Genomic DNA, 20,040 nt, shown 5'->3' on the forward strand with positions numbered 1-20,040 from the left:
AATGGCTTACAAAGACCCTGAAAACACGCTCGTTCTTGAAACCACCAAGGGCAATGTCGTTCTCGAACTCTACCCGGACCTCGCGCCGGATCATGTTGCGCGCATCAAGGAACTGGCTCGCGAAGGCGCTTATGACGGCGTTGTATTCCACCGCGTGATCGACGGCTTCATGGCCCAGACCGGCGACGTGAAGTTCGGCAAGACCGGCGGTGCTCATTTCAATGGCTCGCGGGCTGGCATGGGCGGTTCGGACAAGCCGGACCTGAAGGCTGAGTTCTCCAACACGCCGCACAAGCGCGGTACTGCTTCGATGGCACGTTCGGCCAACCCGAATTCGGCCAATTCGCAGTTCTTCATCTGCTTTGCCGACGCTCCGTGGCTCGACCGCCAGTACAGCGTCTGGGGCCAGGTCATTGAAGGCATGGATAATGTCGACAAGATCAAGCGCGGTGAGCCTGTATCCGATCCGGACACGATCGTGACGGCCCGCATCGCTGCCGACATCTGATCCTGCCAATTCCATTGAGAAATTACGGCTCCGGTTCATGCCGGGGCCGTAGTTTGTTTACCGCATTTCCGAACGCATCGAAGCGGGATCAGAAATCAGTCCAGTGGACTGATTTCCCCGCGTAGGCGCTTCGCACTTTTGCTGGAAATGCTTTAGAGGTTCATAATGCGTGTTGATCTTTTCGATTTCGATTTGCCGGAAGAGAGCATTGCTCTGCGTCCAGCGGAGCCGCGTGACCACGCGAGATTGTTGCGTGTCCGTCCCGGCCAGCCATTCGAAGATCGACAGGTATTCGAATTGCCCGATCTGTTACAGCCGGGCGATGCACTCGTGTTCAACGACACAAAAGTCATTCCAGCGCAGCTTGAAGGCATGCGCGAGCGCGACGGCAATATTTCGCAGGTCAGCGCCACGCTGCATATGCGCACCGGTCCTGATCGCTGGAAAGCATTTCTACGTCCCGGCAAGCGCGTAAAGGAAGGCGACCGCATCCGTTTCGGCCATTCCGGTTCAAGCTGCTTCCTCGGCACACTTGATGCAACCGTAGCGGAAAAGGGCGATGCAGGCGAAGCGCTTCTAGTCTTCGATTTATCTGGCGCCATGCTGGACGAGGCCGTCGCATCTGTCGGGCACGTTCCCCTGCCACCCTATATCGCGTCGAAGCGCGCTGAAGATGAGCGCGACCGCAAGGATTACCAGACGGTTTATGCCCGCGAGGAAGGGGCCGTTGCAGCTCCCACTGCCGGATTGCATTTCACGCCCGACCTTCTGGAAAAGATCAAGACCAAAGGCGTTGAAGAACATTTTGTAACGCTGCATGTGGGGGCGGGAACGTTCTTGCCGGTTAAGGCTGATGACACGACCGACCACAAGATGCATTCGGAAATCGGATATGTGTCGCAGAGGACTGCCAATGCACTCAATGCTGTGCATGAGCGGGGCGGCAGGATCGTCTGTGTCGGCACGACATCGCTGCGCCTGATCGAAAGTGCGGCAGGTGAAGACGGCATCATCCGTCCGTGGGCAGGCCCAACTGATATTTTCATTACACCCGGCTATCGCTTCCGGGCCGTAGATCTGCTGATGACCAACTTCCATCTGCCGCGCTCGACGCTGTTCATGCTGGTGTCGGCCTTCAGCGGTCTCGATACGATGCGCGCCGCCTATGAACACGCTATCGCCAACGGCTATCGCTTTTATTCCTATGGTGACGGCAGCTTGCTAGAGCGAGCCGACAAAGCTAAAGACACCGCATGACTCCGGAAAACCTAAAAACAACCGAAAACTTCGAATTCAAAGTGCTGGCAACCGACGGCGCGGCTCGGCAGGGCGAGATTTCCATGCCGCGCGGCGTGGTGCGTACGCCTGCCTTCATGCCGGTCGGTACGGCCGGCACGGTCAAGGCCATGTATATGGACCAGGTGAAAGAACTTGGCGCCGATATCATCCTTGGCAATACCTATCACCTGATGCTGCGCCCAGGTGCCGAGCGCGTGGCGCGTCTTGGGGGCTTGCACGAATTCGGGGGCTGGAAAGGCCCTATCCTTACCGATTCCGGCGGGTTTCAGGTCATGTCGCTGGCGCAGTTGCGCAAGCTCGATGAGAACGGCGTGACATTCCGCTCGCATATCGACGGCAAGGCGTATGAAATGACGCCGGAGCGGTCCATCGAGATTCAGGGATTGCTCGATTCCGATATCCAGATGCAGCTCGATGAATGTGTGGCGTTGCCGTCACCGGAAAAGAACACCGAGCGCGCAATGGAATTGTCGCTGCGCTGGGCTGAACGCTGCAAGGTTGCTTTTGGCGATCAACCGGGAAAGGCGATGTTCGGCATCGTGCAGGGCGGCGACGTGGCGCGCCTGCGCGAGAAATCGGCGGAAGCGCTGAAGGCTATGGACCTCAAGGGCTATTCGGTTGGTGGGCTTGCGGTCGGCGAACCGCAGCAGGTGATGCTCGACATGCTGGAGGTGGTCTGCCCGATCCTGCCATCGGAAAAGCCGCGTTACCTGATGGGTGTCGGCACGCCGGACGATATTTTGAAGTCGGTCGCGCGCGGGATCGATATGTTCGATTGCGTGATGCCAACACGTGCAGGTCGTCACGGCCTCGCATTTACGCGCTTCGGCAAGGTGAACCTGCGCAATGCGCGCCATGCAGACGATCATCGTCCGCTTGATCCGGAATCGGATTGCCCGGCGTCACGCGACTATAGCCGCGCCTATCTGCATCATCTGGTAAAATCCGGTGAAGCGCTTGGCGCCATGCTCCTGACTTGGAACAACCTGGCCTATTATCAGTATCTGATGAAGGGCATCCGCGCATCGATTGCCGATGGGTGCTTTGGCGAATTTTCCGCCGAAACCTCAGAAGGCTGGGCGAGGGGCGATATAGCCCCGCTCTGATTCGCGAACTGCCAAAACGAAGGGGCGCATGGCGCCCTTTTTCGCTATTACTGTCAATTTTCTGTCAGCATGTTTTCCAAACGGACGAGAACAGCGCGCTGTTCCTCATCGTTCAGGATTTCACATTCCATCAATTTGGAGCATTCGAGACCCGCGACGGCCAGATAGACAATCAGCGCTGTGTCGGAATCGGTTGTGTCCTTGATCATGCGGTCGAGAAAAGCCCTGTGATAGTGCCGAACGGGCACCATGAAACCGGGATCTTCGGCAAGCGCAGCAAGGACACCACAGGCTGGCGGCTCATCATCGGCTTGCACCCGGTAAACATCGAGAAAAGCCCGCGCCACACGATTTTTATCGCCTTTCTGGAGTGTTTCCTGAACCTCCATGGCGTGTTCGTGCTCTTTCATATATTCTTCGACCACTGCTTCGAGCAGTTTGGCCTTTGTCGGAAAAGAATAAAGCAATCCGCCTTTTGAAAGCCCGGCACGGGCTGCTACGGCATCGAGAGAGAGGTGAGCGGGTCCGATCTCGCGGGCAAGTTCGGTAGCAGCACGCAAAATACGTTCGCGCGACGAGACTTTCTTTTTTGTTAGCAACTTACTGGTGTCTCCTGACAGTTCGTGTGTTGACAATACCGTCCGGACGGTACAGTTATTCGCCACTTTCATTCAAGTAAAATACGCGCGACCTTTGCGTGAATGCGAAAGAAGGCGCCGCGGCCAATCCCCCAACCCTGATCAATCAGGGAGCCATCTGGAGTGCATCCGCAATGATCAAGCGCCTTATTCTGGCAATAATATTCCTCGTGATCGTCGTTGGAGGCCTCGTTGGCTTCAATCTGTGGAGAACACAGTTTATCAAGGACTTGTTTGCCAACATGCAGCAGCCCGCCCAGACAGTCTCTACCGTCACGGTGGAGCCGGGCGTCTGGAAGCCAGGCGTCGAAGCGATCGGTACGGCCAATGCACTCAATGGTGTCGATCTGACCGTGCAGCTCGACGGCCTTGTGCAGAAGATCAACTTCAAGGCCAATCAGGAAGTCAAGGAAGGCGATCTGCTGCTTCAGATGGAAGACAGCATTCAGAAAGCAGACCTCGCAGCCGCTGAAGCCGAAGCCGTTCTTGCCCAGCAAAACCTGAAGCGAGCTGACACGTTACGCACTCGTGGCGTTGGTGCTGTGTCGAATGTCGATACAACAGCTTCGGTCGCCGATGCCGCAAGCGCGCGCGTCGAGAAAATGCGTGCAACGCTGGCCCAGAAGTCCGTCAAGGCTCCATTCTCCGGCGTCATCGGTATTTCCAAGGTCGATTTGGGTCAGTATCTGACACCGGGTACGGTCATTGCTACCTTACAGGACACGGGAGTGATGCGTATCGATTTCACCGTCCCGGAACAGTCTCTCTCCTCCATCAAGCTCGGACAGACCGTCAAAGTCGGTTCAACTGCAGAAGCGCTTGATTTCACTGGCACGATTGTCGGTATCGATCCGAAGATCGACCCGACGACCCGTCTGGTCTCTGTGCGCGCTGAAGTGCAGAACCCAGATCACGAACTGACACCGGGCCAGTTTGTGCAGGTTCGTGTAGAGCTGCCGGAAGAAGACAACGTCATTGCACTGCCGCAGACCACGATCATCTCCAGTCTGTATGGTGACTATGTCTACGCGGTCCGTCCGGAACAGAAGCAGGACGATGCAAAGGCTGCTGAAGGCGACAATGCCGCTGGAGCCGCCAAGGCTCCTGCAGCCGATGCTAAGCCGGAAGAAGGCCAGAAGCAGGTCGCGCAGCAGGTCTTCATCAAGCTTGGACGTCGTTATTCCGGTCTTGTCGAAGTGACGAACGGTCTCAAGGCTGGCGATATCATCATCACCGCAGGCCAGAACCGGCTCTCGCCCGGTGTTCCGGTGAAAATCGACAACACCGTCAATCCGATTCCGGCCGGCCAACCGGCTGACAAGCAATAGGCGATCCCGATGAGCTTTTCCGATATTTTCATCCGGCGCCCCGTGCTTGCCACGGTGGTCGCCCTCATGATCATTCTGTTGGGCCTTCAGGGTATCGCGCAGCTGACGGTGCGCGAATATCCGAAGGTCGACGAAACCGTCATCACAGTCACGACGAATTATGCCGGTGCAAGTGCCGATCTCATTCAGGGCTTCATCACCGCACCGATCGCAGAAGCAGTCGCAACCACCGAAAACATTGACTATGTGACGTCTTCGAGCCGTCCATCTTCGAGCACGGTCACCGTGCAGATGAAGCTCGGTGCAAACCCGGATGCGGCGCTGACGGAAGTTATCGCCAAGGTCAATCAGGTTCGCGGCGACTTGCCGGACGAATCCGACGATCCGGTCATCGTCAAGGGAACGGGCCAGAACTTCGCTACCATGTATCTGGCAGCGCAGAACCCGAATATGACGAGCGAACAGATCACCGAATATCTGGAGCGCGTTATCCAGCCGCGTATGTCCACCATTCAGGGCGTTGCGAAGGCTGAGATTCTCGGCGGTCAGGTCTATTCGATGCGCGTCTGGCTCGATCCGATCCAGCTTGCGGCCCGCCAGATCACGGCACCGGAAGTTCTGGCGGCAATCAAGGCCTCCAACTTCCTGTCGGCTCCGGGCACGACGAAGAACGAATATGTGGCGTCTTCGATCACGCTGAAGTCGACCTTGCAGACCCCGGAAGCCTTCGGCGCCATGCCGATCAAGGCTTCGGGAGACGACGTCGTTCGTCTGCGTGATGTGGCGCGGGTCGAACTGGCGGCAAAAAGCACGGACACTATCGTTTCGTTCAACGGTTCGGCGGGTACCTTCCTCGGCGTCTTCCCGACACCGGCGGCAAACCCCATCGACATGGCGGCTGCGGTTCGCAAGGAACTGCCGTCTATTCAGGCATCGCTGCCGGAAGGCATGTCACTTGTTCTCGTCTATGATGCGACCGAGCAGATCAGCTCTTCGATCAAGGAAGTTTTCACGACCATCGGCGAAGCCGTGGCTATCGTGATTTTGGTCATCATCGTCTTCCTCGGGTCGTTCCGTTCGGTGCTCATTCCAATTGTCACGATCCCGATCTCGCTGATCGGCGTGTGCTTCTTCCTTTATGCACTCGGCTTCTCGATCAATCTGTTGTCGCTGCTTGCCATGGTTCTCGCTATCGGCCTTGTGGTCGATGACGCCATCGTGGTTCTGGAGAACATACACCGGCATATCGAAGAGGGCCTCCGGCCTATGGATGCCGCGTTCAAGGGCATGAAGGAAATCACCGGCTCGATCATCGCCATGACGATCACGCTGGCGGCGGTGTTCGCTCCGCTCGGGTTCACAGGCGGCCTGACGGGCGCTCTGTTCCGTGAATTCGCCTTCACACTGGCCGGTGCCGTTATCATTTCTGGTATTGCCGCCTTGACGGTTTCGCCGATGATGTGCGCGCGCATGCTCAAGCATGGCGACCAGACACGGTTCCAGAAGTTCATCGACCGGACCTTCTCGCGCTTCGAGAAGTGGTACCATCGCCGCGTTTCCAACTCGCTCAACTATCGCGGCATCACGCTGATGATCGTTATAGCGCTGATGGGGCTGACTGGATTCCTGTTCATGAACACGTCGAGCGAACTGGCACCGGAAGAAGATTCCGGCGCGCTGTTCTCAATGTTCCAGGCTCCACAATATGCAACCTCGGCCTATACAAACCTCTACGCCGAACAGATCGATGAACTGACCAAGGATCTTCCGGAACTGAAGACCCGCTTCCAGATCGTCGGCATGGACGGCGGCACGACATCGGGTATCGCGCTGTGGGTTCTGAAGGACTGGAACGAGCGTACCCGTTCGCAGAAGCAGATTCAGGAGGACCTGACTGCACGCATATCCAAGGTCGCAGGTGTCGAAGCCTTCATCTTCGCGCCTCCATCCCTGCCGGGAACAGGCGGCGGTCTGCCGATCTCGATTGCCCTGCAGTCGACTGGCCCGGCCGATCAGGTCTTCGCACTGGCTGAAGAAATCAAGAACGAAGCGCAGGCTTCGGGCCAGTACATCATCGTGCAGAACTCGCTCTCCTTCAACGCACCGCAGATCACGATCACAATCGACCGTGACCGCGCGGCGACGCTGGGCGTGCAGATCAGCGATATCGGTTCGACACTTGGTCTTCTGACCGGTGGCGCATCGGTCGCGAAGTTCGACCGCGATTCGAACAGCTATGACATCATCACGCAGGTGCCAGATAGCTATCGTTCGAACCCGGAAAAGCTCGGCGATTTCTATGTGCGCAGCGTATCCGGCTCGATGATACCGCTGTCTTCAGTCATCACGATCAGCCAGAACGCTTCGCCTGCGGCAATCGAGCAGTTCAATCAGCTGAATTCGGCAACGATTTCAGCATTGCCGTTGCCGGGCGTCACAACAGGGCAGGGCCTGCAAACTCTGGTCGATCTGGCCAAATCCAAGATGCCGGAAGGCTTCTTCCTGGATTATTCCGGTCAGTCACGTCTGGAAGTGGAGCAGGGCAACACGATCCTGATCGCCTTCGGCCTCGCCGTCATCGTGATCTATCTCGTGCTGGCGGCGCAGTTCGAAAGTTTCCGCGATCCGTTCATCATCATGATGTCGGTTCCACTGTCGATCTTCGGTGCTATTGTGCCGCTGAATATCGGTCTCGGTACGCTCAACATCTATACGCAGGTTGGTCTTATCACCCTTGTCGGGCTGATTACCAAGCACGGTATTCTGATGGTGGAATTCGCCAATCAGCAACGCCGTCTGCATGGTCTTTCCCGCCGGGACGCGATCATCGTCGCGGCTGAAACCCGCCTGCGCCCGATCTTGATGACCACGGCGGCAATGGCGCTTGGCGTTGTGCCGCTCATCATCGCAACGGGTGCTGGCGCAGCCGCTCGTTACTCGATGGGTCTCGTGATCTTCACCGGTATCGTGATCGGCACGATCTTCACGCTGTTCGTGGTGCCGATGTTCTACACCTTCATCGCCAAGAAGGATGTGGAAGGCGAATATGTTGCGTCGCCGGAAGAGGGCGGCGAACCGACCGAAGCGGTTTCGACCCAACATCACTGAAACTTGCGTTGAACCAATAACGAAGGGCGGCCTAGAAATGGGTCGCCCTTTATTATTTCCGACGTTGCAAACGCTGCGTTCCAACCCATATGAGCCAGTATGATACCCTTATCCGTTCTCGATCTTTCGCCCGTTCCCGAAGGTAGCGATGCAGCGCAATCGCTGCACAACACGCTGGAACTTGCGCAACATGCCGAACGGCTCGGCTTTCACCGTTACTGGCTTGCCGAACACCACAATATGCCGGGCATCGCCAGTGCCGCCACATCCGTGGTTATCGGCTACGTCGCCAACGGAACCTCGACCATTCGTGTCGGCGCTGGCGGCGTCATGCTGCCCAACCACGCCCCTCTGGTGATTGCAGAACAGTTCGGCACGCTGGCTTCCCTGTTTCCGGGGCGTATCGATCTCGGTCTTGGGCGCGCTCCAGGCACCGACCAGATTACCGCTCATGCGCTTCGTCGCAACCTCGACAGTGACGCGAATGCCTTTCCGCAGGATGTGGTCGAGTTGCTGAATTATTTCAAACCGGCGGAACCCGGCCAGCGTGTGCGCGCAGTGCCGGGCGAGGGGTTGAACGTGCCCGTCTGGATTCTCGGTTCCAGCCTGTTCGGCGCGCAGCTTGCCGCCATGCTGGGGCTGCCTTACGCATTCGCCTCGCACTTTGCGCCTGCGGAGATGGAACGCGCCATTGCGCTTTATCGCGAGCGGTTCGAGCCATCGGAATATATGCAGAAGCCTTATGTGATGCTGGGCCTCAATGTGATTGCAGCGGATACGGACGAAGAGGCGAACTATCTCTTCACGTCGCAGCTGCAGGCTTTCGTCAATCTGCGCAGCGGTCGCCCTGGCAAGCTGCCTGCGCCAGTCGAAGGCTATATGGAGCGGCTTGATCCAGCGGCACAGGCACTTGTTCGCCAGATGTTGTCATGCCGCGTGGTCGGTGGACCGGAGACTGTGGCGAAGGGCATCAGGACATTTGCAGAGAGCACTGGCGCCGATGAACTGATGTTGACCGGCATGATCCATGATCACAAGAAGCGCCTGCATTCATACGAGATTGCAAGCCGGTCAATCGGCTAGCCCGTCACCTGACCGGTTGCTCTCGCCTTTGATTTCGGTCAGCAGCCAGTCCCGGAATGCAGATACTGCCGGAGTGCTCGAACGAGCCTTCGGCGTTACAAAATAATAGCTGCTCGGACTTTTGACCGTATGCGGACAGGCAACGACAAGCTGGCCGCTTTCTATCTCAGCACGAATGAGGAACAGCGGCATCAGCGCCACACCGAGACCGGCTATGCAGGCTTGAGATACATTCGAGAACTGCTCGAAGCGCATTCCCGGAGAAACCGGGGCCGCGATGTCGAGGCTTTTGAACCAGTGATCCCATGCGCCGGGGCGTGACGCCATGTTGAACAAAGGGAGCGGCAGAAGATCGGTCGGAGCCTGAACCGGGTTTCGCTGGAGAAAAGCGGGGCTGCAGACAGGCGCAACCGTTTCATCCATCAGAAAGACGCTATCGGCGTTGGGCCAGTCCGGCTTTCCGATATGGATCGCCGCATCCAGCCCTTCGCGATCAAAATCGAACTGTCCGATACGCGTCGCAAAATTGAGAATAATATCCGGATACTTTGTCACGAAACGCGGTATGCGCGGTATCAGCCAGCGTGTCCCGAATGTCGGCAGAAACGCGAGATTGAGTGTGGTGCCGCGCATCTGCGACATGACTTGTAGCGAAGCGGCACGAATGGAAGCAAGCGCTGGCCCCACGGACTTCAGATAGGCGCGGCCAGCATCGGACAGAACCACATGACGGCTTGAGCGGTCGAACAGCGCGGTTCCAAGCTGTTCTTCCAGCGCTGCAATCTGTCGGCTCACGGCGCCTTGCGTTAGCGACAGTTCCTCGGCAGCCGCCGAAAAGCTTTCATGCCGCGCAACCGCATCGAAGGCGGCAAGCGCACTGGTGGAGGGAAGCAGGCGTCGCGATATCGAAGTCATGATCCATTACTAAATGGAATAGATCGATGAGTAAACGTCGATTGCACCGAACTTCGGCACGGTTCATATTTCCTGCAAATTTTCATTGAGGAGAATACACTGATGTCACGTGCGGCTTTTAGCTGGGAAGACCCGTTTCTGCTGGATGACCAGCTGACCGAAGACGAGCGCATGATCCGCGACTCGGCCAAGGCTTTCGCGACGGATGTTCTGCTGCCCCGTGTTGAAAAGGCCTATCTGGACGAGACGACCGATCCGGAACTGTTCCGCCTGATGGGGCAGTCTGGTCTTCTGGGCGTGACGCTTCCTGAAGAATATGGCGCGGCCAATGCGGGCTATGTTGCCTACGGTCTGGTGGCGCGTGAAGTCGAGCGCGTCGATTCCGGTTATCGTTCGATGATGAGCGTGCAGTCGTCGCTCGTGATGTATCCGATCTATGCCTATGGCTCGGACGAACAGCGCAAGAAATATCTTCCGGGCCTTGTTTCCGGCGAATTGATCGGCTGCTTCGGCCTGACCGAGCCGGATGCTGGCTCCGATCCGGCGGGCATGAAGACCCGCGCCGAAAAGATAGACGGCGGCTATCGCCTCAGCGGCTCGAAGATGTGGATTTCGAATTCGCCAATCGCGGATGTGTTCGTCGTCTGGGCAAAGTCAGCCGCGCATGACAACGCCATTCGCGGCTTCATCCTTGAAAAGGGTATGAAGGGCCTTTCTGCGCCGAAAATCGGCGGCAAGCTTTCGCTGCGCGCATCGATCACCGGCGAAATCGTCATGGATGGTGTCGAAGTTTCGGAAGATGCACTTCTGCCGAATGTCTCCGGTCTCAAGGGACCGTTCGGCTGCCTCAATCGCGCCCGTTATGGCATTTCCTGGGGCGTCCTCGGCGCTGCAGAAGATTGCTGGTTCCGTGCCCGTCAGTATGGCCTCGATCGCAAGCAGTTCGACAAGCCGCTGGCCGGTACGCAGCTTTACCAGAAGAAGCTGGCTGATATGCAGACCGAAATCGCTCTTGGCCTTCAGGCAAGCTTGCGCGTCGGCCGTCTGTTCGACGACGGCAGGATGGCTCCGGAAATGATCTCCATCGTCAAGCGCAACAATTGCGGCAAGGCGCTCGATATTGCCCGTCAAGCGCGTGATATGCACGGCGGCAACGGCATCCAGATCGAATACCATGTCATGCGCCACGCACAGAATCTGGAAACGGTAAATACCTATGAAGGCACGCATGACGTTCATGCGTTGATCTTGGGCCGTGCCCAGACCGGCATTCAGGCTTTCTTCTGATCGCTGTACCGCAAGCCTTCCATTCGGGCCCGTTCGCAGTTCGCGGGCGGGCCTCTTTATTTTTGTACGGGATTGCTGAAAATGCAGAATACACCGCTTGACGGTCTCAAGGTGGTAGAACTGGCGCGCATTCTTGCCGGGCCATGGGTAGGGCAGACGCTTTCTGATCTTGGAGCAGATGTCATCAAGGTGGAAAGCCCTGAAGGCGACGATACGCGCAAATGGGGCCCGCCATTTATCGATGTGGAAGGCGAACAATCAGCGGCCTATTTCCACGCCTGCAATCGCGGCAAGCGCTCGATCACGGCCGATTTCCGCACCGACGAGGGCAGGGAACTGGTGCGCCAGCTTGTGGCTGACGCCGATGTGGTCATCGAGAATTTCAAGCTGGGCGGTCTCGACAAATATGGCCTCGACTATGAGAGCCTGAAGGCTATCAATCCACGCCTGATCTATTGCTCGATCACCGGTTTCGGCCATACCGGGCCATATGCGGAGCGCGCAGGCTACGATTTCATGATTCAGGGCATGGGCGGCATCATGGATCTCACCGGCGAGCCTGACGGTGAGCCACAAAAGATCGGTGTGGCTTTCGCCGACATTTTTACAGGGCTTTACAGCGTGATTGCGATCCAGTCCGCACTCATCATGCGCGAGCGCACCGGCACCGGCCAGCATATCGATATGGCGCTGTTCGACTGCATGTCTGCGGTCCTTGCCAATCAGGCCATGAATTTTCTGGCATCCGGTGTTTCGCCAAAGCGAATGGGCAATGCGCATCCGAACATCGCGCCATATCAGACGCTCCCCGTTTCCGACGGCTATTTCATCATCGCCTGCGGCAATGACGGACAGTTCGGAAAACTGACATCGTTGCTTGGCATTGGTAACCTCGCCACCGACGAGCGTTTCGTTAGCAACTCGGCGCGCGTGGCCAATCGAGCTGCTCTGACAGCACTTCTGGAAGAAAAGACACGTGCTTGGAAGCGCGACGATCTTCTGGCCGAACTCGCTAGAATCGGCGTGCCAGCCGGTCCGATCAATACGGTAGCCGATGTATTCGCAGACCCGCAATTCGAGGCAAGGGCAATGAAGATTGATCCGCAAGGCGTTCCCGGCCTGAGAACGCCCATTCGTTTCTCCGATGCAGAATTGAAGCTCGACAAGCGTTCGCCGAAGCTTGGAGAACACAGCAACATCATTCTTTCAGAAATCGGTAAAAACTGATCGGGAATAGTGTCATCAGCCAGACGCGCTCTTCATCGAAGGGCGCGTTTTTTGTTTGTAATGCATCGATAGGAAGCGAATATCTCTAATCAAGAAATAGCTGTAACCCCTTGCGGGGAAAGCATTTTAAATTGTTCTTGAAAGAAGATGGTGCGGTCGAGAAGATTTGAAAAGTCGCCGCATAGCCCGGAAAAGGTGGGTTTAGGTGTCCCACGTGTAATTAATTTCACGCAATACGTTTCAATAAGATAGCATCCCGGTGTCCCACGGACGGTTGGTATTATCCACGGGTTTCTTCGGCTGTGGAAAAGCCAGAAAAGCAGACCGGTAAAACGCAAAAAATCCCCGCCACCTTTCGGCAGCGGGGCGTATCCTTGGGAGGATTAAGAGAATTGCAGTTTTCCTACGGAGGGGCGTGAAGGGCACGGCAGGCATAACCCGCCGTTTCCGTCATGGCCCTGGGCACGAGTTGTATTACAAGCTCCTCACGGGTCATGCTGATATCCTCGATCAGTCGAAACACCGGCCGGTGAACGAGAAAAGCGAGGAAGGCGATCAGCACCACCCACCCGAAGACCTTGTCGCCAATGCGTGAAGATTCCGCAGGTGTCGTCATTTTCCACCTCTGAGCGCGCGAATGAAATCGAGCATCGTATTGCCGTCAATGTTCGCGGTGAACCGTGTGAGCGCGTAGCCCATCATTGCAAAAAGTCCAGCGACGCCGTTGCGATACGTCCCCGGTTCGAGCTGCATGAAATCAATAAATGGATCCGCCAAGACCGTCGCGCAGAAGAGACCGGCAGCCACGCGCGTGATGGCGACCACGAACGAGTGACGCTCCGACGACATGACTGAGACGATCAGCCCCCCGGCAGTCGCCAGGATGAAGCCCATTTGCTCTTTGAAAAAATCGCCCATTATTCCCGCGCCCTTCTTACACCTTCGTCGAGCCGCTCCCACTCAGTCGCCAGTACATCGAGCTCCTTGGAGGGCACGGCCTTTTCAAGGTAGCTGAGTATTGCCTGTTGCCTCGGCAGCGGCGTCGGGGCAGGACACGCCCGCCCCAATGCCAATTCACCCTGCGGTCCCGATGCGGTCACGCAGCCTGCGAGCGACATCAGAAGCAGTGCCCCTATCGGCCATGTCATTTTCATGTTGCTCATCGGCTTTGCCCTGCAACTGCTTTGATATTTCGCTCACGGCGACGGCGGCGCCGAGATCCTTCAGACTTCGCTCATATCTCCAGTCCTTAAACAGATCTCGGATCAGCGAGGCGAGAGCCCCGGCCAGTACCGAAAGAACGGCCTCAAGCACCGGCAGCTCCTTCGCCCTTTGACTTCTCGTCATATGGCACCAACTCGCCGACGGCCGGGTAGACTTGCAGCTTCGCCTCAAGGAGATCACCCAGGCGCTCTGGCGTCAGCCCGAAGAACTTGACCGCATCCGGCACGGACTTGAGAACGTAGTCGATCCCGGCGGCGAGCACGGCGCTCTTAACATCGATGGACGCCTTGTCGGCTTTATCTTCGAGCTTATTGAGACCGAAGTTCACCGCATTTTTGAGCGCAGTCTGCAGGGCGTCTCGATGGCTTGCCTCGATACTCAGACCTGTAAGCTTGGTCCATTTCACGAGAAGCCAGCCCACTGCGGCCGCGATGAGAGCGTAGGCAGCTTCCATCAGATACGGCATGAAGATGTCGACGATGGAGGAGACGGGGACTGAGGTGGAAGCATCCTGCGCCAAGGCACCGGCGACGGCACCAACGAGGATAATTGCTGCCCCTGCCATCGCGATGATGACATAGGCGGACAGTGCTTTGATGGAATAGTTCAAGGGAGTTACTCCTAATTGAGCCGCCATGGCAGCTGATTGGTCAGGCGAGGTCAGCTTCCAGATCATCGAGAAGCTTGCGGATATCTGCGATTTTCTGTCGCTTCGGGTCTGGCTTTGCGCCGTTCTCGACAGCCGGGCCGTTGACAACTTGGAAGTCTGCCCGGCTTGCCCACACGAGGTATCCGGCTGGCGTCTCGATTTGGATGCTGTTGCCGTCGACAGCGATGACCTCGACGGTCGTGCCAGAAGGAAGGCTGCCGTTGGCCGCCTGTCCCTTCACGCTACTCGTCTTCGCCCCGGTCGAGGTGATGGCAATGGCTCCTACGGGGATCGGCACGAGGACCACTTCCGGGGGTGCGGACATTGCAGCCAAGACCTCAGATCGCATCTTGCTGCCTACAGCGGCAGCGCCTACGACCGACGGCTCGAACACCAGCCGGGTGACGTCCCACTTATTCTTCTGCGTAATGCCGAGATTGCCCTGCACTTCCGCATGAAACAGGATGGTCTTGTTCGTGACTGCGATCTTGTAGAAGGCAGCCAGCTCGGCGACGACCTTGATGAACGCCGCCCACTGTTCCTTCGTGATCGGATATGAGCCAGGCTTGAACGGAGACTCGACCGCACCGGCCATGGCGCACATGGAGACGCCGATGGAATCCGTATTGCAATTCAGGGTGTGCGCCGCATAGCCATCCTTGAGAGAGCCGGAGTTGTCGGCGATGGATGCATTGCCCTTGACGACGGTGCCATCGCCTTCAATCAGAAGGTGGTAGGCTTTCTTGTCGGTGGCGTTCGCCTTGTTTGTTCCAGCCGTCCAGTGACAGATGATGCGTTTCATCGAGACAGCCGGCATCCATTGCGCCGATACGAGCGACATCTTGAAATCTCCGATTATATGAAAAGGTTCCCCACCTGCTCCGGGTGGAAAGGGGAGCAGGCAGGGACACGTCAGCCCATGAGGACGACGATCAGTCCCACAGGGTCTTGAACGACTGAGCCTGTTCTTCCTGCGAGATGGTGGGGAGGATGATCCTCAGCCCGGCCGGAAGCACCGGGCCGTAAGCGAAAAGATCTGGGTTGGCTTCCAGCAAAGCCTCGGTGTTCTTACCGTGCTTGCCGTAATATTTGTAGGCGATGGCGTCGACCACATCGCCGTCGATGGTGATGTAGACCTTCTCGCCGGTGATGCTCGTCACGATACGGTTGAGCATTGCCGCCTCCTATCCAATGTTGGACCCGGTATCTCCGGTCAGGCTTGGCGCACCAGTTTCGAGACCGGATCTCGGTACTGCGCCAGCAGGGTTTGTTTTCGTGGACGACGAAGCAGACGAGGAGGAAGACTTGCCGGAGCTGGAGCCAGAGCCGCTATTGTCATTCGGCTTCGTGCAGGACAGCGACGTTGTGTATGCACCGCTGGCTGAGAAGTTGTGAGTGACTGTCTTGATCGACCAGACCCCGTCCACATTCGAGCGGCACCCGCTGACGACAGCGTTTGCTTCCGCCTGGGCGAAAGGCTCACCGTTAATCTCGAAGGTGGCGTCACCGCTGTCCCGGTTGAGCTTCTTAGCATGGGCCTTCGCAGAACGCTCAGCTTCATCCTTGTCCTGACGCGGTGTACGGATTGTGAACGTCGGCCCATCAAGCCCGGTCGATACTTCGACGGACTCTTTCTTGTTCTTCTTCCGATCGTAGTAAGATGCTTCCACCTTTGAATGCCGGGGCTCATCTTTCTCCGTGACGGAATATTTCAAGAGGTTTAAACCGCGCGCCACTACCACATTCGGAAGAGCCACACCGCTCGCTGCCTGACCCTCTCCGCGAGCAATAACCACGAGACGTCCAGCCTTAACCGAAACCGATGCATTCAGCTTGTCGCCAATGCGGGCCAAGAACTCCAGCGAGTTCTCCTCGGTCTGGGCCTCGTAGACGTTGACCGTCGCTTTGACGCTATCGGAGATCATAAGGGATAGTCCGACTCTCCCGGCCACGTCCGAGAATATATCGCCGTAGGTTGCGAAGTCTTTCTTCGGATACGCCTTCGGGTCTCGCTGTTTGGCGAGCTCTTTGGCGGCAACGGATTTCGCCTGAATCGTGATCTGCTGAGGCCAGCCAGAGAAGACGACAGAGTCCACAGAGAATTGGCCGAAGTCTCTCATCTTGCCTTCATAGCCACCGACTGGATTCAGGATCGCTCCCGTTTTCGGTGCGGCGACAGATCCGTCAACGTCTGAAATCACAATGGACAGTGTGTCCGACTTGGACCCGACGCCGTCCGTAATCGTCATGGTTACGCCAGATCCGGCGATCCGACCTGTGATATCCACGCCATTGGCGCTGATCGAGAATTTAGGAACCGGCATTAGAACCCAAGCCTCAGAGATGCGCTGAACGAACCGCTCGATCCGATGCCAAGGCTGAGTGAGATCCCGCCAGCCGCCAGAGACAGCGCCGCCATGCGCGCCGCTGACTGATCGTATCTCTTCAGCTTCAAGCTGACCGTCACGGTCTGCGGCGTGCCTGCATTGTCGAACGTCGTCTCCTCATTGCTGATCGACGTCGCCAGCCACATGCCGAAGATGTTCTGTCCAGCTCCGTTAACATGGACAAGGTGAAGAGGGAGCTGCGCATTGACAGCCTCTCTTACACCCGCGAGCTGACTCAGCCCCCGACCATTGAAATGCCGGGGGTGAAAGGTTGAGCTGAGGGTTATCTCCTCAGCGCCGGGACCAAGGCGATGCATAAGAGGAGCGGCGCCAATGATAGGCTGCTCCTCCATGCGCGGCGACAGGGACCGGCTGATCGTTTCGACCGAGTAGTTCGGTACGGTGAACCGGAACGGTCCCCATGCCATAAGCATCATGCATCTCCGTAAGCGAGGTTGCTCCAGGTCGTTTCAAGTGAGCGGGAAAGCTTTGCGTCAAGCTGAGCAAGAGCCTGTTCAACGCCTTGCTGGACTGCGGCCTTAACACTGGCAGCATCTGCACCAGCTCCCACGGTGATACCGCCGAGGTTGATCGGAGCATGAACAGTGACAGCGCCCCCACCGATCTTGTGGTTCGGGATGATCGTCCCGTCCGCACCCGGCGCGAAAAGTTCCTGCCCCTTCTCGTTGATCTGGTACAGGCCACCTGCCTTCACACGGCCGCCGCCAGCGCGCTTGCCGTCAAGCTTTGGATCAAGTGACCCACCCGACGAGGAAACCGCTGCAGAGCCACCGCGTGCCACCGTGGCGAACTGACGGGCCAGACCGAGGGCTCTTTCAAGCTGGCTCGTGTCTATCGTCAGGGCACCGTTGACGGTCAGCGCTTCCTTGATCTGCTCACCCGTGGCCTGAGCTTTCGCTTCGGCCTCGGCACCTCCGGTCATCAGCACGCCGATGTATTCCCGGATTCCTTGCTGAGCAGCAATCGGCCACTGTGCGGTCTGCTGCGAGATGTCGACCTCGAGAGCTTCCTGCGGTGTGCGCTTGCGACCAAGCTGAACGTTCGACGGGTTGATGCCAGTGTGCTTTTCCACCCATGCGTCAACGCCGCTCGTCAGTCCCCACAGGTTGCCCTCTGGGTCGGTCTGGTTAAGAGCCGTAGCCGTAAGCGCACCGGCACCAAGCGGACTGGCTATTGCCCGTCCGCCAAGTCTGAGGGCTCCTCTCAGGAGTCCGCCGCCAGCCGCTCCAGCGGCCGCGCCACCTGCCGTACCTACAGCACCTCCGCCGCCGCCAAGGATTCGAGCGAGTAACCCTCGACCCGCACTCATGGCAGCGTAGCCACCGGCAGCAAGGGCGAGGGCACCTAGTGCTTCAATAACCCGGCGCGTGGTGGTGCTTAACTGAGTGAACTCAGAAGCAAGCCAGTCAACCGACTTGAGGACGCTGCTGATCGGCTTTTCCCAATCGCTCACGATCTTGATGAGCGCCGTTTCCACGGCACCCGTCGCGCGAGTGTAGTCACCGTAGAGACCTTCGTTCGCCTTAACCCCGATCTTGTTGGTGATGCCTTCCGGCGTGTTCTGCATGAGCCCGATGGTCTGCTGAAACTCGGGGAAGCGGTCAGACAGAACGCCAGCACGAGCACCCTGCCTCTGCGTAAAGAACGCATTGAGCTGAGCGATCGTCGGGTCTGACTTCAGGATGTCCATGAGTAGGCGCTCGGAGTCGATGCTCTCGGCACTGAACTTGTGGAAATCGCCAAGCTTCTTGGCAACGTCCTTCTTGTCCTTTGCCGACATCTTTCCGAACAACGGTTCCAGGATTTCCATGATGCCGGAGGTAAACATGCCGCGGTCACTGCCGACCGGCATCTCTTCACCGAGATCTTCATTGAGGAATGTGCCCTCATCGATGTACTTGGTGATAGCATCCTGCATTTCTTTGTTGACCCGGACACCGAAGTTTTCCTGAATCATCTTTGCAATGCCGCCCACCTTGAAGGCTTCCGGCTGCGTCACGTAGTCATCGAAATTAAGGCCCATACTCTGGAGAGCGATACGGCCGGGGTTGGTTGGTGCGCCGAGCTTCGCCGCTGCGGTACGCGAGAACACACCAGCTTCATCACCCTTGTAACCTGCGCGGCGGAGGACAACGCCCATAGCGTTGGCAACAGGCTCCGACAATCCGACGCTCTTCATGGCGCCGCCGCCATAGCGAACATATTGCCGGACGTCGCTGTCGTCCATGCCGCCGTTCTTCGCCATCCATACGAGGTTGTCCACGTACTTCTGCACGGCCTTCAGGTCGTTCATCGGGATCTGGCGGATCTGCGTCGAGCTTCGGATGGTTTCCGTTGCTTCTTCCAGAGTGACATTCATCGCCAGAGCATAGTCAGTGATCGGGCCGAGCAGATTCATGATAGTATTCGCATCACGGATACCGCCCTGCAGCACACCCACCTGAGATTGAACGACGTCGGCATTCGTGAAGCGGGTTTCGTAACCGATCTTCTCGGCCTGCGCATTCATCCTTGCCTTGTCCGCGGCGCTGAAGATGTCGTAGCCAAGAGCGTCACGGTAGGCTGTCGCCTGATCGTAGGACACTGTGTCCATGAACGCATTGCGTGCCACACCGCCAGCACGGACAGCAGCATAGCCACCAGCTGCGCCAGCGATCGTGCCACCTACCGAGGGGCCAGAGCGTCCAGGTCGTGGCGGCTTGGCCGGAGGCTGCTTGCGGTTTTCCCGCTCCATCTCGCGCATCTTGCGGATGGTCTGGGCCAACTGATCGCGGATAGCGCGCTGAGACTGACCAATGCCGTTCTTGCTGTTGATGCTAAATGATCTCAGCGATTGCTCTGCCGAACGTGCGGCGGCTCGCTGTTCCTGGAATGCTGTCGTCGCTGCCTTGAGTGCAGAACGTGCCGACCGCATGTCGGCATTCAGCTTTGCCGTGGGCTTGGTCACCGACGCGAGCGCGGCTTCCAACTCCTTAACGCGGGTGCGAGCTGTCCGAAATTCGCCGAACGCTGCCGCTGTGCCGCGCCGCAGGTCCTTGAAGTTGCCGACTGCTGCAGCCTTCCGGCGCAAGTAGTCGAGCTGGCTGCCGAGGTTCTTGGCCCCGGCAACACCGTTCTTCCCAAGCTTGGCAATCGAGGACTCGAGCCCCTTGAGTGCTTCAGTTGACTTCTTGGATGGGCCGCTGACGGAATCGATCAGCTGAAGACGAAGAGTGGCTACCCGAGATGCCATGACTATCCACCTACGTTATCTGGATAGC

General features: G+C 57.6%; 19 protein-coding genes. 8 read left to right on the forward strand and 11 right to left on the reverse strand.

Annotated features, from left to right (window positions below; genetic code table 11):
• Position 1: 1 nt before the first annotated feature.
• The 3 genes from MKS82_RS02910 (at position 2) to tgt (ending at position 2,913) form a co-directional block, all read left to right on the forward strand.
• Positions 2-508 carry a peptidylprolyl isomerase gene (locus MKS82_RS02910; protein ID WP_109987840.1) on the forward strand — a complete coding sequence of 169 codons (507 nt, stop codon included), beginning with the start codon at positions 2-4 and terminating at the stop codon, positions 506-508.
• Between the two features lie 165 nt (positions 509-673).
• Entirely contained in the window at positions 674-1,765 is a 1,092-nt protein-coding gene (gene queA / locus MKS82_RS02915; RefSeq protein WP_109987841.1) for a tRNA preQ1(34) S-adenosylmethionine ribosyltransferase-isomerase QueA, read from the forward strand.
• Entirely contained in the window at positions 1,762-2,913 is a 1,152-nt protein-coding gene (gene tgt, locus MKS82_RS02920; RefSeq protein WP_109987842.1) for a tRNA guanosine(34) transglycosylase Tgt, read from the forward strand. The genes queA and tgt overlap by 4 nt, the downstream gene beginning before the upstream one ends.
• 53 nt (positions 2,914-2,966) lie before the next feature.
• Here tgt and MKS82_RS02925 read toward each other — a convergent pair whose 3' ends face one another.
• The gene (locus MKS82_RS02925) at positions 2,967-3,584 is read right to left on the reverse strand and encodes a TetR/AcrR family transcriptional regulator (protein ID WP_445558054.1); all 618 of its coding nucleotides are present in this window, start codon (positions 3,582-3,584) and stop codon (positions 2,967-2,969) included.
• 101 nt (positions 3,585-3,685) lie between these two features.
• Here MKS82_RS02925 and MKS82_RS02930 point away from each other — a divergent pair, with 101 nt between their 5' ends.
• The 3 genes from MKS82_RS02930 (at position 3,686) to MKS82_RS02940 (ending at position 9,070) form a co-directional block, all read left to right on the forward strand.
• Complete coding sequence (locus tag MKS82_RS02930; protein WP_109987844.1) at positions 3,686-4,879, forward strand: efflux RND transporter periplasmic adaptor subunit; 1,194 nt, start codon at positions 3,686-3,688, stop codon at positions 4,877-4,879.
• Between the two features lie 9 nt (positions 4,880-4,888).
• Positions 4,889-7,987 carry an efflux RND transporter permease subunit gene (locus tag MKS82_RS02935; protein ID WP_109987845.1) on the forward strand — a complete coding sequence of 1,033 codons (3,099 nt, stop codon included), beginning with the start codon at positions 4,889-4,891 and terminating at the stop codon, positions 7,985-7,987.
• A gap of 99 nt (positions 7,988-8,086) precedes the next feature.
• A complete protein-coding gene (locus tag MKS82_RS02940; protein ID WP_109987846.1) occupies positions 8,087-9,070 on the forward strand; it encodes an LLM class flavin-dependent oxidoreductase in 984 nt (327 codons plus the stop codon).
• On the opposite strand, the gene MKS82_RS02945 is transcribed toward MKS82_RS02940, so the two are convergent.
• Positions 9,059-9,985, reverse strand: a complete 927-nt coding sequence (locus tag MKS82_RS02945) for a LysR family transcriptional regulator (protein WP_109987847.1) — start codon at positions 9,983-9,985, stop codon at positions 9,059-9,061. The two genes, MKS82_RS02940 and MKS82_RS02945, sit on opposite strands and share 12 nt — an antisense overlap.
• Positions 9,986-10,087: 102 nt before the next feature.
• Between MKS82_RS02945 and MKS82_RS02950 the strand changes: the two genes are divergently transcribed.
• Together MKS82_RS02950 and MKS82_RS02955 are read left to right on the forward strand one after the other, a co-directional pair.
• Entirely contained in the window at positions 10,088-11,272 is a 1,185-nt protein-coding gene (locus MKS82_RS02950; protein ID WP_167522189.1) for an acyl-CoA dehydrogenase, read from the forward strand.
• A gap of 81 nt (positions 11,273-11,353) precedes the next feature.
• Entirely contained in the window at positions 11,354-12,499 is a 1,146-nt protein-coding gene (locus MKS82_RS02955; RefSeq protein ID WP_109987849.1) for a CaiB/BaiF CoA transferase family protein, read from the forward strand.
• Between the two features lie 403 nt (positions 12,500-12,902).
• Here MKS82_RS02955 and MKS82_RS02960 read toward each other — a convergent pair whose 3' ends face one another.
• The 9 genes from MKS82_RS02960 to MKS82_RS03000 all read right to left on the reverse strand — a co-directional run bounded on the left by MKS82_RS02960 (position 12,903) and on the right by MKS82_RS03000 (position 20,012).
• Entirely contained in the window at positions 12,903-13,115 is a 213-nt protein-coding gene (locus MKS82_RS02960) for a hypothetical protein (RefSeq protein ID WP_140019466.1), read from the reverse strand.
• Positions 13,112-13,417 (reverse strand): hypothetical protein, encoded by a 306-nt coding sequence (locus MKS82_RS02965; protein ID WP_140019465.1) that lies wholly within the window; start codon positions 13,415-13,417, stop codon positions 13,112-13,114. The genes MKS82_RS02960 and MKS82_RS02965 overlap by 4 nt, the downstream gene beginning before the upstream one ends.
• Positions 13,417-13,662: a hypothetical protein gene (locus MKS82_RS02970; RefSeq protein ID WP_171380116.1), complete on the reverse strand. Its 246-nt coding sequence runs from the start codon at positions 13,660-13,662 to the stop codon at positions 13,417-13,419. The genes MKS82_RS02965 and MKS82_RS02970 overlap by 1 nt, the downstream gene beginning before the upstream one ends.
• Before the next feature lie 143 nt (positions 13,663-13,805).
• Positions 13,806-14,333 (reverse strand): hypothetical protein, encoded by a 528-nt coding sequence (locus MKS82_RS02975; protein WP_171380115.1) that lies wholly within the window; start codon positions 14,331-14,333, stop codon positions 13,806-13,808.
• A 40-nt stretch (positions 14,334-14,373) separates the two neighbouring features.
• Complete coding sequence (locus MKS82_RS02980) at positions 14,374-15,213, reverse strand: N-acetylmuramoyl-L-alanine amidase (protein ID WP_240578310.1); 840 nt, start codon at positions 15,211-15,213, stop codon at positions 14,374-14,376.
• Between the two features lie 91 nt (positions 15,214-15,304).
• A complete protein-coding gene (locus tag MKS82_RS02985) occupies positions 15,305-15,547 on the reverse strand; it encodes a tail protein X (RefSeq protein ID WP_240578311.1) in 243 nt (80 codons plus the stop codon).
• A 9-nt stretch (positions 15,548-15,556) separates the two neighbouring features.
• On the reverse strand, positions 15,557-16,696 hold the full coding sequence (locus MKS82_RS02990; protein WP_240578312.1) for a phage late control D family protein: 1,140 nt from the start codon (positions 16,694-16,696) through the stop codon (positions 15,557-15,559).
• Positions 16,696-17,196 (reverse strand): phage tail protein, encoded by a 501-nt coding sequence (locus tag MKS82_RS02995; protein ID WP_240578313.1) that lies wholly within the window; start codon positions 17,194-17,196, stop codon positions 16,696-16,698. The genes MKS82_RS02990 and MKS82_RS02995 overlap by 1 nt, the downstream gene beginning before the upstream one ends.
• Positions 17,193-20,012, reverse strand: coding sequence for a phage tail tape measure protein (locus MKS82_RS03000; RefSeq protein ID WP_240578314.1), 2,820 nt, complete (start codon positions 20,010-20,012; stop codon positions 17,193-17,195). Before MKS82_RS03000 ends, MKS82_RS02995 begins: the two co-directional genes overlap by 4 nt.
• Positions 20,013-20,040 lie beyond the last annotated feature (28 nt).

The organism is Ochrobactrum sp. A-1 (assembly GCF_022488005.1).
Classification (GTDB): domain Bacteria; phylum Pseudomonadota; class Alphaproteobacteria; order Rhizobiales; family Rhizobiaceae; genus Brucella.

What these genes read in the sequence shown, in the direction of transcription:
- MKS82_RS02985 (WP_240578311.1), bottom strand. Translation starts at nt 15,547, where the DNA reads ATGCTCAACCGTATCGTGACGAGCATCACCGGCGAGAAGGTCTACATC.
- MKS82_RS02910 (WP_109987840.1), top strand. Translation starts at nt 2, where the DNA reads ATGGCTTACAAAGACCCTGAAAACACGCTCGTTCTTGAAACCACCAAG.
- queA (WP_109987841.1), top strand. Translation starts at nt 674, where the DNA reads ATGCGTGTTGATCTTTTCGATTTCGATTTGCCGGAAGAGAGCATTGCT.
- MKS82_RS02950 (WP_167522189.1), top strand. Translation starts at nt 10,088, where the DNA reads ATGTCACGTGCGGCTTTTAGCTGGGAAGACCCGTTTCTGCTGGATGAC.
- MKS82_RS02930 (WP_109987844.1), top strand. Translation starts at nt 3,686, where the DNA reads ATGATCAAGCGCCTTATTCTGGCAATAATATTCCTCGTGATCGTCGTT.
- MKS82_RS02955 (WP_109987849.1), top strand. Translation starts at nt 11,354, where the DNA reads ATGCAGAATACACCGCTTGACGGTCTCAAGGTGGTAGAACTGGCGCGC.
- MKS82_RS02990 (WP_240578312.1), bottom strand. Translation starts at nt 16,696, where the DNA reads ATGCCGGTTCCTAAATTCTCGATCAGCGCCAATGGCGTGGATATCACA.
- MKS82_RS02960 (WP_140019466.1), bottom strand. Translation starts at nt 13,115, where the DNA reads ATGACGACACCTGCGGAATCTTCACGCATTGGCGACAAGGTCTTCGGG.
- MKS82_RS02945 (WP_109987847.1), bottom strand. Translation starts at nt 9,985, where the DNA reads ATGACTTCGATATCGCGACGCCTGCTTCCCTCCACCAGTGCGCTTGCC.
- MKS82_RS02935 (WP_109987845.1), top strand. Translation starts at nt 4,889, where the DNA reads ATGAGCTTTTCCGATATTTTCATCCGGCGCCCCGTGCTTGCCACGGTG.
- MKS82_RS02965 (WP_140019465.1), bottom strand. Translation starts at nt 13,417, where the DNA reads ATGGGCGATTTTTTCAAAGAGCAAATGGGCTTCATCCTGGCGACTGCC.
- MKS82_RS02940 (WP_109987846.1), top strand. Translation starts at nt 8,087, where the DNA reads ATGATACCCTTATCCGTTCTCGATCTTTCGCCCGTTCCCGAAGGTAGC.
- MKS82_RS02970 (WP_171380116.1), bottom strand. Translation starts at nt 13,662, where the DNA reads ATGAGCAACATGAAAATGACATGGCCGATAGGGGCACTGCTTCTGATG.
- tgt (WP_109987842.1), top strand. Translation starts at nt 1,762, where the DNA reads ATGACTCCGGAAAACCTAAAAACAACCGAAAACTTCGAATTCAAAGTG.
- MKS82_RS03000 (WP_240578314.1), bottom strand. Translation starts at nt 20,012, where the DNA reads ATGGCATCTCGGGTAGCCACTCTTCGTCTTCAGCTGATCGATTCCGTC.
- MKS82_RS02925 (WP_445558054.1), bottom strand. Translation starts at nt 3,584, where the DNA reads ATGAAAGTGGCGAATAACTGTACCGTCCGGACGGTATTGTCAACACAC.
- MKS82_RS02995 (WP_240578313.1), bottom strand. Translation starts at nt 17,196, where the DNA reads ATGATGCTTATGGCATGGGGACCGTTCCGGTTCACCGTACCGAACTAC.
- MKS82_RS02980 (WP_240578310.1), bottom strand. Translation starts at nt 15,213, where the DNA reads ATGTCGCTCGTATCGGCGCAATGGATGCCGGCTGTCTCGATGAAACGC.